This is a genomic window from Arthrobacter sp. JCM 19049 (genome assembly GCF_001310435.1).
In genome coordinates, this window is record NZ_BAXF01000957.1 from 1 (window position 1) to 519 (window position 519).

Annotated in this window: 2 protein-coding genes; both read left to right on the top strand. The window is 68.8% G+C overall.

The window, feature by feature from the left end:
- Positions 1-139 precede the first annotated feature (139 nt).
- Positions 140-421, top strand: a complete 282-nt coding sequence (locus tag JCM19049_RS17325) for a hypothetical protein (protein WP_054822111.1) — start codon at positions 140-142, stop codon at positions 419-421.
- A gap of 50 nt (positions 422-471) precedes the next feature.
- Positions 472-519: hypothetical protein (locus JCM19049_RS21770; RefSeq protein ID WP_279403534.1), on the top strand; the 48-nt coding region annotated here is incomplete at its 3' end.

Sequence of the window (519 nt, forward strand, 5' to 3'; positions counted from 1 at the left end):
GCTCCGGAGCCCGGGCCGAAGCGATCCTCAACCGTGCCGGGATTGACCCGCGCGAACGCGGCGAGAAACTGGACATCGACGGGTTCATCGCCATCGCCCGCGCCGCCGCAGAAGTCACCGACGCAGCGGATGAAACCCCATGAACGAACCCAAGAACTTCGTGATCGCCCACGCCCCGGGCAAGATCAACTGCTACTTCCGGGTCGGCCCGCCGCGTGAGGACGGGTACCACGACGTGGCCAGCCTCTACGTGGCGGTCTCCCTGTTCGAGGAGATCCGCGCAACCCTGCGCCAAGACGGCGAACTACACCTGCGCCTGGATGAGGCCTCCACGGTGGTCGACGAACCCGAAACCTTCCCGCTGGCCCGGGCAACCTGGTCCACCAGGCCGCACAGCTGCTGCGCGAACACGCCGGGGTGAACCTGGGGGCCGATCTGGAGATCCTCAAACGGGTGCCGATCGCCGGGGGCATGGGCGGCGGCTCCGCCGACGCCGCCGCCACCCTGGTGGCCTGCAAC